The organism is Pilosibacter sp. NGB245 (assembly GCF_057397225.1).
Genome location: NZ_CM171584.1, coordinates 1 through 10,000, shown reverse-complemented (window position 1 = coordinate 10,000; position 10,000 = coordinate 1). Strand labels below are relative to the sequence as shown.

At 47.4% G+C, this 10,000-nt stretch carries 7 protein-coding genes (1 of these 7 cut by a window edge); all 7 read right to left on the bottom strand.

The features are described 5' to 3' along the window. Nucleotides 1–1,119: the 5' portion of a M20 family metallopeptidase gene (locus tag ACXMYH_RS00035; protein WP_486555247.1), read on the bottom strand. Its footprint begins 342 nt before the window's first position; only the first 1,119 of its 1,461 coding nucleotides appear in the window; its start codon is at nucleotides 1,117–1,119; the stop codon falls past the left edge of the window. 154 nt (nucleotides 1,120–1,273) lie between these two features. Continuing rightward, nucleotides 1,274–3,793: a DNA gyrase subunit A gene (gene gyrA, locus ACXMYH_RS00030; RefSeq protein WP_486555246.1), complete on the bottom strand. Its 2,520-nt coding sequence runs from the start codon at nucleotides 3,791–3,793 to the stop codon at nucleotides 1,274–1,276. Between the two features lie 104 nt (nucleotides 3,794–3,897). Then, nucleotides 3,898–5,808 (bottom strand): DNA topoisomerase (ATP-hydrolyzing) subunit B, encoded by a 1,911-nt coding sequence (gene gyrB, locus ACXMYH_RS00025; protein ID WP_118322277.1) that lies wholly within the window; start codon nucleotides 5,806–5,808, stop codon nucleotides 3,898–3,900. Between the two features lie 12 nt (nucleotides 5,809–5,820). Beyond that, nucleotides 5,821–6,906, bottom strand: coding sequence for a DNA replication/repair protein RecF (gene recF, locus ACXMYH_RS00020; RefSeq protein WP_118533377.1), 1,086 nt, complete (start codon nucleotides 6,904–6,906; stop codon nucleotides 5,821–5,823). A 10-nt stretch (nucleotides 6,907–6,916) separates the two neighbouring features. After that, complete coding sequence (locus ACXMYH_RS00015; RefSeq protein ID WP_118297697.1) at nucleotides 6,917–7,126, bottom strand: RNA-binding S4 domain-containing protein; 210 nt, start codon at nucleotides 7,124–7,126, stop codon at nucleotides 6,917–6,919. Between the two features lie 85 nt (nucleotides 7,127–7,211). After that, the gene (gene dnaN, locus ACXMYH_RS00010) at nucleotides 7,212–8,330 is read right to left on the bottom strand and encodes a DNA polymerase III subunit beta (protein ID WP_486555245.1); all 1,119 of its coding nucleotides are present in this window, start codon (nucleotides 8,328–8,330) and stop codon (nucleotides 7,212–7,214) included. A 305-nt stretch (nucleotides 8,331–8,635) separates the two neighbouring features. After that, entirely contained in the window at nucleotides 8,636–10,000 is a 1,365-nt protein-coding gene (dnaA, locus tag ACXMYH_RS00005; protein WP_118297695.1) for a chromosomal replication initiator protein DnaA, read from the bottom strand.

Genomic DNA, 10,000 nt, shown 5'->3' with positions numbered 1-10,000 from the left:
GTCGTTGATCACATCATCCGCATGAGGTGCCAGGAACTGTTCCACAGCCGCTTTTCTCGATTTTTCATATCTTACAAGAACATCCTGGATGTCCACATGATTTCCGCCGAACGTCTCGCCGATCTTTCTCGCGAATTCGATCTCCTCAGCAGTGTACGGTTCTCTTTCGATCTCCTCCAGGTTCTTCTGCATGATCTCCTCCATGACCGTGTTGTCCACGAGATTTGAGCATGCTTTTACGAACTGGAGCTCCATTTTTGTTCCCGTCATGAGAGCCGCACCTCTCGCGATATCGTTGACGCGCTCGTAGATCTCCTTCACCTGGCTGTTCTTCGGCGCACGGATCAGATAGAGGACCTCACTGTACGGCTGAACGACATTCGGAGAATATCCGCCTGTGTTGGTGATCGCATAGTGAATGCGTGCTTCCTGGATGATATGCTCTCTTAAATACTGTACACCTGTGTTCATAAGCTCCACAGCGTCAAGTGCGCTTCTTCCAAGCTCCGGGCATGCCGCCGCATGGGATGCCTGTCCGTAGAAACGGTAGATGATCTGATAGTTCGCAAGGGAACTTCCGACAGAAACCACATTTTTATCGCCCGGATGCCATGTCACCGCAAAATCCAGGTTGTCAAACACGCCGTCTCTCGCCATAAAGCTCTTTCCGGATCCGCCTTCCTCGCCCGGACAGCCAAAGAAGATCACAGTTCCCTCTTTCCCGTTCTTCTCCAGATACTCTTTTACCGCGATTGCAGCCGCTACAGAGCCTGTTCCGAGAAGATTGTGGCCGCAGCCATGTCCCGGTGCGCCATCGACCAGTGCGGTCTTTTCCAGGCTCTCAGACTCCTGGCTGAGGCCTGACAGAGCGTCAAACTCACCGAGAATGCCCACTACCGGCTTTCCTGATCCGTAGGTACCGGAAAACGCGGTCGCGATCCCCGCAAGATTTCTCTCCACCCTGAATCCTTCTTTTTCAAGAAGTTCACACAATACGTCCGTGGAATGGAATTCCTGGAACGCAGTCTCCGGCTGGTCCCAGATCCTGTCACTGGCTTCACACACCGGTCCGCGCTCTCTGTCAACTGCTTTTAATGCCTCTGCTTTTGTAATTCCCATCGCCGCATCCTCCTATGTTCATTGTTAAATAATGTTTAAAAAAATACAGGAACCCGGTATATCCAGATTCCTGTATCCAATCACTCCAGAGTCAGAAATCCTGCTTACGGCCGGAAAATGATCTCACAACCGTTTTTTCTATTCATGAGCATGATCACTCTGTGATTTCTCCGTCCTCATTTTCCTCAGATTCCGGATCTTCCACATTTTCGTCCTCCTCATCCTGGCGGCTGCTTTCACGCACTTTCGCGATGGAAGCAACGCGGACATTGGAGTCGGCATCAATGCTCATCAGTTTTACGCCGGATGTGTTTCTGCCGATCACGGAGATATCGTCAACACCCATGCGGATCAGAATTCCTTCATTGGTGATCAGCATGATGTCTCTTCCATCGTCGAGCAGTTTCATTCCGATAAGATTTCCTGTCTTTTCTGTCACATTATAGCAGAGAAGTCCCTTACCGCCGCGCAGCTGCAGCTTAAATTCAGAGATTCCCGTTCTCTTTCCGTATCCCTTTTCCGATACAACGAGCATGTACTCGCCCTGGCTTGCCATCTGCATGCCGACAACTTCATCGCCCTCATCGAGTTTCATGCCGATCACGCCATAGGAAACACGGCCGGTAATTCTCGCATCCGTTTCCTTGAAGCGGATGGACATACCGAATTTTGTAGCGAGGAAGATATCCTCGGTATTATCTGTCACTTTTACCTCGATCAGCTCATCACCTTCACGGAGCAGGATCGCCTGGAGACCCGTCTTTCTCATGTTGCTGTACTCGCGCATCGGGGTCTTCTTTACCATACCGTTCTTTGTGGCCATGAAGAGGTACTTGTCATCATCGATCTCACGCATCGGGATCGCCGCTGTGACCTTTTCTCCTGTCTGAAGCTGTAAAAGGTTTACGATCGCCGTTCCGCGGGCTGTTCTGCCTGCCTCGGGGATCTCGTACGCCTTGATCCGGTAGCAGCGTCCCATGTTCGTAAAGAACATGATGTAGTGATGGTTCGTGGTCATGAGAAGATCCTCGATGAAGTCCTCATCGATCGTCTGCATTCCCTTGATCCCCTTGCCGCCGCGGTTCTGGCTCTTGAAATTGTCCACGGACATTCTCTTGATGTAGCCGAGATTTGTCATGGCAATAACAGTGTCATCATCGGAGATCAGATCTTCCACGGACATATCATCGTCGAAGCCGATCTTTGTCCGTCTGTCATCCCCGTACTTCTCGGATATCACAAGGATCTCTTTTTTGATCACACCTAATAATTTATTTTCATCAGCCAGGATTGCGCGCAATTCCGCGATCTTTGCCTCCAGTTCTTTATATTCATTCTCAAGCTTCTCGCGTTCCAGACCTGTGAGAGCACGCAGACGCATGTCAACGATCGCCTGTGCCTGCGGGTCCGTGAGCTCAAAGCGCTCCATGAGTTCCCGCTTCGCCTCAGCGACATTCGCGGAACCGCGGATGATCTTTATCACTTCGTCAATGTGGTCCAGAGCCTTTAATAAGCCCTCTAAGATATGGGCACGCTCTTCCGCCTTATTTAAGTCGTACTTCGTTCTTCTGGTCACAACGTCCTTCTGGTGGTCCAGATAGTACTCCAGCATCTGAAGAAGGTTCAGGACCTTCGGCTCATTGTTTACCAGCGCCAGCATGATCACGCCGAAGGAATCCTGCAGCTGTGTATGCTTTAAGAGCTGGTTTAAGAGGACATTCGCATTTACATCTCTCCGAAGCTCGATGTTGATGCGGATTCCCTCACGGTTGGATTCATCGGTGATGCCGGTGATGCCGTCGATCTTCTTTGTCTTTACAAGCTCCGCCATCTTCTCGATCAGTCTTGCCTTATTGACAAGGTACGGAAGCTCTGTGACGATGATATGGCTCTTTCCGTTCGGTGCGGTCTCGATATTTGTCACGGCGCGGACTCTGATCTTTCCGCGTCCGGTACGGTACGCCTCCTCGATTCCTCTTGTTCCGAGGATCTCAGCTCCTGTCGGGAAATCCGGTCCCTTGATGATCTGTAAGATCTCCTCCAGGGAGGTCTGTCTTCCTTCCTCCACCTGGTTGTCGATGATCTTTACTACTGCCGCAATGACTTCCCGAAGGTTGTGCGGCGGGATATTTGTCGCCATTCCGACTGCGATACCGGTTCCGCCGTTTACAAGAAGGTTCGGGAATCTGGACGGCAATACGGTCGGCTCTTTCTCGGTCTCATCGAAGTTCGGGATAAAGTCAACGGTATCTTTATAGATGTCCGCCAGCATCTCAACGGAGATCTTGCTGAGTCTCGCCTCGGTGTATCGCATGGCAGCGGCACCGTCGCCATCGATCGAACCAAAGTTTCCGTGTCCGTCTACGAGCATGTAGCGCATGGACCATTTCTGAGCCATGTTTACCAATGCTCCGTAGATGGAGCTGTCTCCGTGCGGATGATATTTACCCATGGTATCGCCGACGATACGGGCGCTCTTTCTGTGGGGCTTATCCGGACCGTTGTTCAATTCCGCCATGGAGTAGAGGACACGTCTCTGTACCGGTTTTAAGCCGTCACGGACATCCGGGAGCGCTCGCGACGCGATAACGCTCATGGCATAGTCGATGTACGACTTTTCCATGGTCTTCTTTAAGTCTATTTCATGAATCTTGTCAAAAATATTCGGTTCCATTCTTTCCTCCAATGCAGCCTGCGCTGCGCCTTAAACCTGCGTAAACTGCGCCGCCTGACGTTCCGGAAGGATTTTATCTCTTTCCGGAGCGCCCTGCTGCCGCATTAAATGTCAAGAGTTCCGTACTTCGCGTTCTGTTCGATGAACTCACGGCGCGGCTCTACCTGATCTCCCATGAGTGTCGTGAAGGTGAGATCGATCTCCGATGTCATCTCCTCGTTCATGGTCACACGTAAAAGAATTCGGTGTTCCGGATCCATGGTCGTCTCCCAGAGCTGCTCCGCGTCCATCTCACCAAGTCCTTTGTAACGCTGGATCTTGTTGTTCTGGTCACGTCCGATCTCTTTTAAGATGTTGTTTAACTCCTCATCGCTGTACGCATACCATACCCGCTTGTTTTTCTCGATCTTATAGAGCGGCGGCTGTGCCAGATAAACGTAGCCCTGTTTGATGAGCTCCGGCATGAACCGGTAGATAAAGGTTAAAAGCAGGGTGCTGATATGGGCACCGTCCACATCGGCATCAGTCATGATGATGATCTTGTGGTAGCGGAGCTTCGAGATATCGAAATCCTCATGAATTCCGGTACCGAACGCCGTGATCATGGATTTGATCTCCGCATTTCCGTAGATCCTGTCGAGTCTCGCCTTCTCCACGTTTAAGATCTTTCCGCGGAGCGGCAGGATCGCCTGGGTGCTCTTATTTCTCGCGTCCTTCGCGGAACCGCCGGCGGAATCTCCCTCAACGATGTAGATCTCGCATTCCTCCGGGTGTTTGCTGGAGCAGTCTGCAAGTTTTCCCGGAAGTGATAAACCGTCAAGAACGGTCTTTCTTCTCGTTAAATCTCTCGCTTTTCTCGCCGCTGCGCGCGCACGCTGGGCAAGAACGGATTTCTCGATGATCGTCTTTGCGACGGACGGATTCTGCTCAAGGAAGTAGGTGAGCTGTTCCGATACCACGCTGTCCACAGCGCCTCTCGCCTCACTGTTTCCGAGTTTCTGCTTCGTCTGTCCCTCAAACTGCGGCTCCTCGATCTTGACACTGATGATGGCCGTCAGACCTTCACGGATATCCTCACCGGTAAGAGCCGGCTCGCTGTCCTTAAGAAGCTTGTTCTTTCTTCCGTAGTCGTTGAATGTCTTGGTCAGGGCATTTCTGAAACCGGTCAGGTGGGTTCCGCCCTCCGGTGTGTTGATGTTGTTTACAAAGCTGTAGATATTCTCCGTGTAGGAATCGTTGTGCTGCATGGCAACCTCCACCAGCACGTTGTCCTTCTTGCCCTCGCAGTAGATGACCGTGTCATACAGCGGCACATTGCTGCGGTTTAAATAGCTGACAAATTCCTTGATCCCGCCTTCATAGTGGAATACCTTTTCCTTCTTGTCCTCGCGGTCATCCCGTAAAATGATCTTTAAGTTCTTTGTCAGGAATGCCGTCTCGCGGAGACGGATCTTTAAGGTGTCATAGTCATAGACCGTCTCCTCAAAGATCTCCTTGTCCGGGAGGAAGGAAACCTTGGTACCGTGTTTGTCAGCCGGACAGTCGCCAACGATCTTTAACGGATACATCGTTTTTCCGCGCTCATAGCGCTGCTTGTAGATCTTTCCTCCGTGGTAGACTTCAACCTCAAGCCACTCCGACAGCGCGTTTACAACGGATGCACCTACGCCGTGCAGACCGCCGGATACCTTGTATCCCCCGCCGCCGAACTTACCGCCGGCATGAAGGATCGTAAATACGACTTCAACTGCAGGCAGTCCTGCTTTTTTCTGGATATCGACCGGGATTCCACGTCCGTCATCAATGACCGTGATCGAATTATCCGCGTTGATCTGCACATCAATGGTGTCGCAGTATCCTGCCAGGGCCTCATCCACTGCGTTATCCACGATCTCATATACCAGATGGTGAAGTCCCCTCGAAGACGTACTTCCAATGTACATTCCCGGTCTTTTTCTTACAGCCTCAAGTCCCTCCAGAATCTGGATTTGATCTGCATTATATTCTGCGCTCATGAAGTTCCTCCTTTAGTCTTCGCTCTCTACCGTTCCTTCAACAATCTTAAAAATCTTGTCCATCCGGAATTTGCTGTTTACAAACTCATCCAACCCTGTACAGGTGATCAGGGTCTGGATGTGGGTAATTTCTGAAAGTAAATGTTCCTGTCTCTTGCTGTCAAGTTCAGAAAGGACATCATCCAGTAAAAGCACCGGGTAATCCTTTACGATCTTTTTCACCAGCTCGATCTCCGCAAGTTTTAAAGAAAGAGCTGCCGTTCTCTGCTGTCCCTGGGAACCGAAACGTCTGATGTCTGTTCCGTTCACGATGAAATTCAGGTCATCGCGGTGCGGTCCTGTCAGGGTCTGCCTCTGTTTGATCTCCTGAAACTGGTTCTTTGCGAGCTGTTCCCTGAAATTCTCCGCCGTCACATTCGGCTCATAGGCGATGGAAAGTGTTTCCTTTCCGCCGGACAGTCCGGCATGGATCCCGGCGATCAGGGGATTCAGCTCTTTTATAAACTCGGAACGCATAATTATTAGTTCGGCACCATACTTTAAGAGCTGCTCGTCCCACATGGGGAGCGTGTCTTTTAAAGACGCATTATAGTCCATGTCTTTTAATAGTTTATTTCGTTGTATAACCGTTTTGTTATACTGTACCAGATTGTAGACATAGAGCTTATTCAGCTGGCAAAGTTCCAGGTCGACGAAGCGTCTCCGCTCGGCAGGTCCGTTCTTGATGATATTCAGATCTTCCGGTGAAAAGAAGATCACATTGACGATCCCGAAAAGTTCGCTTGCCTTTTTGATCGGAACGCCATTGACTGCGACCCCTTTTGCCTTATTTTTTTTCAGATGCATATCGATCCGGTAGGGAATTCCATCCCGGCGGACCATCATTTTGATATGGGATTCATCTGCACCGAACCTGATGATCTCTTTATCTTTGCTGCCCCGATGCGATTTTGTTGTGCTGCACACATAGACTGCCTCCAGGATATTCGTCTTTCCCTGGGCATTATCTCCATAAAGAACGTTCGTTCCTTTATGAAAATCGATATGTAAATGACTGTAATTTCTGTAATCTGACAGCTCGATGGATTCTATGAACATGAAAAAATCCTTACTTTTCTACCTTAAATGTCTTTCCGTCATAGGAAACAGTATCTCCAGGGTAAAGTTTTTTGCCGCGCTGGGTCTCAACTTCCCCATTTACTTTTACAAGTCCGTCCTGGATCACAAACTTTGCGTCCACTCCGGAGCCAACAAGACCGGCAAGTTTTAATGCCTGTCCCAGCTTGATAAATTCATCTTTTAAGTGAATACTTTCCATTTTTCTCCTTTTTTATTCCGGTTTTTTGAAAAACCAGCCCGAAACTCCGGATTTTTCCGGAATTTCGGGAAAATTTCATCTGTTTTTAGATCGCAGCCGCGTTAAAGTTTACCGGAAGGATCAGATAAATATAATTTTCTTCCTCATCTTTGATGAAACACGGAGATTTTGCGTTCATCATATAGAGAGTTACTTCCGCATCATCGATGATGCGGAGTGCATCACTTAAGAATTTCGGGTTGAATCCGATCATCAGATCCTGGCCTGTCTTATGGATCAGGATCTCCGCATTCATCGTACCGAAACTGGAATTTAATTTCAGGCTCATTTTTGAATCTTCGATGTTCAAAATGATCGGTTTTTTATCATTTTCGCGGATCAGAATGATGGCTCTCTCGATGCTGTCGAGAAAATCTTTCTTATTCAGAGTCACTTTTGTGGCATAATCACTGGAAAGCATCTGATCTACTTTGAAATATTCGCCCTCGATCAGGCGGGAAACAACGATCGTATCATCAAATTCGAAGAGAATATGGTTCGCTCCGAAGAAGATCTGGACCTCTTTTTCGTTGTCTCCGGTCAGAATTTTACTGATTTCATTCAAAGTTTTTCCCGGAACGATGACTTTTGTGCTTTCATATTCATCTTTTAATACAATTTTGCGAATTGCCATACGATGACCATCGAGAGAAACAACTCTTAATGTATCGCCGTTTACCTCAAAAAGCTCACCTGTCATCATCTTGTTGCTGTCATTGACAGAGATGGAGAAGATGGTCTGGCGGATCACTTCTTTTAAGGAAAACTGGGAGAGTGTAATGTTTTTATTTCTCTCAATATACGGAAGATAGGAGAATTCCTCACCATCTTTTCCCTGAATTTTGAATACAGAGTTCTCACAGGCGATCACAGTATTGAATTTTTCGTCAGATTCGATCGTTACAAGGGAATCTGAATCAGATAATTTTCTTGCAATTTCAGAAAAAAGCTTTGCATCCAGTGCAATTTTACCTTTTTCAAGGATATCACCTTCAACTTTTGTCTCAATGCCGAGCTCCATATCGTTAGCTGTCAGTTTGATCTCATCTGTAGATGCATCAATCAGGATGCACTCTAAGATCGGCATCGTTGTTTTTGACGGAACTGCCTTGAGAACAATATTGATACCGTTTAAAAGAGCGGTCTTCTGGAATGTCAGTTTCATAGTTGTTGATAACTTCCTTTCTTGAGAAACGTTCATAAGATAAAGAAATATATAAAAGATATTCGTCTTAACAGTAGTAGGGGGTGTGAATTTGTTAATAAGGGGAAAAAGCCCTGTGAAACACTGAAAAAAACGCTGTGAAAACCATTGTGGGTAACTAAAAAAATCCGGAAGTACAACCGAAGAGTTTTCCACAGGCAAAAATCCGGAAAAATTATCCGATTTTTATCCACAAATTTTCAACGGGATTTCCACGAAAAAATCCACAAAGCTGTTTTGCGCATTCAAAGTTACAGTTCACACGCCTACTGCGGGTTGATCTTTTTCTTTAAAATATCGATCGTATTCTTTAAATTCTCATCAGTCTTTAATTCACTGGCGATCTTTTTCGTTCCATGAATGATCGTCGTGTGATCACGACCGCCGAGAGCTTTTCCGATATTCTGGAGAGACTCATTTGTCATATCACCGCACAGATACATGACGATCTGGCGAGGAAATACGAGTTCCTTGCTTCGTTTCTGACCGATGAGATCGAGAGGAGTGATGCCGAAATGCTCAGAAACTACATTAATAATGAGCTGCGGCGTCACTTCACGGGCTGCATTCGGAGAGATCAGATCTTTCAATGCTTCCTCGGCAAGTTCAAGATTGATCTCCTTATTATTTAATTTGCTGGAAGCGACAATCTTTGTGAGCGCACCTTCCAGTTCACGGATGTTGGATTTTACATTGGTAGCGATATATTTGATGATCTCGTTGTCAATGTTGTATCCTTCCAGTTCTTCTTTTTTCCGAAGGATCGCCATCCGGGTCTCATAGTCCGGCGGCTGGATATCTACGGTAAGTCCCCATTCGAAACGGGAACGAAGACGGTCTTCGAGTGTTTCGATTTCTCTCGGAGGACGGTCGGAAGAAATAATGATCTGCTTTTTTGCCTCATAGAGGGCATTGAATGTATGGAAAAATTCTTCCTGGGTACTTTCTTTGCCGATGATGAACTGGATATCATCGATCAGAAGAACATCATTATTTCTGTATTTTTCACGGAATTCCGTGGTGGAAACATTGTTTTTGTTACGGATCGCGTCGATCAGTTCGTTCGTAAATTTTTCGGAAGTTACGTACAGGATCTTTGCGCTCGGGTTATTTTTTAAGATGAAATGGGCAACGGAATGCATTAAGTGTGTTTTTCCGAGTCCCACGCCTCCATAAATAAATAACGGGTTATAGATCTCACCCGGAGATTCCGCAACAGCCAGGGATGCAGCATGGGCAAGATTGTTGTTTTTTCCGACTACGAAGGTATCAAATGTGTAGCGCGGATTTAAGTTTGCGTTCTGAAGAGCAAGCTGACTGACCGTATTATTGTTCACGTTGATCAGACGATTCTCTTTTTCCGGTTCCTTCACGTCAGATTTCAGTTTGAAATCCAGTTTACACTGAAAACCTGTGATCTCCTCGATCGTAATTGTCAACAGGAATTCATATTTCTTTTTCACATAGCTGATGAAGGCAGAATCCGGCACCAGAATCGTGAGGATATCTTTATCCACAGAATCCGGGATCAGCGGCAGCAGCCATGTGCGGTAGGACACCTCTGAAATATCGTGTTCTTCTTTGATATTTAAAAGGATTTCGTCCCATTTAGCTTTGATTTCTTCCAGCAT

Excerpts from the sequence above, each read along its gene's own strand:
- gyrB (WP_118322277.1), bottom strand. The coding sequence starts at position 5,808 with ATGAGCGCAGAATATAATGCAGATCAAATCCAGATTCTGGAGGGACTT.
- dnaN (WP_486555245.1), bottom strand. The coding sequence starts at position 8,330 with ATGAAACTGACATTCCAGAAGACCGCTCTTTTAAACGGTATCAATATT.
- gyrA (WP_486555246.1), bottom strand. The coding sequence starts at position 3,793 with ATGGAACCGAATATTTTTGACAAGATTCATGAAATAGACTTAAAGAAG.
- recF (WP_118533377.1), bottom strand. The coding sequence starts at position 6,906 with ATGTTCATAGAATCCATCGAGCTGTCAGATTACAGAAATTACAGTCAT.
- dnaA (WP_118297695.1), bottom strand. The coding sequence starts at position 10,000 with ATGCTGGAAGAAATCAAAGCTAAATGGGACGAAATCCTTTTAAATATC.
- ACXMYH_RS00015 (WP_118297697.1), bottom strand. The coding sequence starts at position 7,126 with ATGGAAAGTATTCACTTAAAAGATGAATTTATCAAGCTGGGACAGGCA.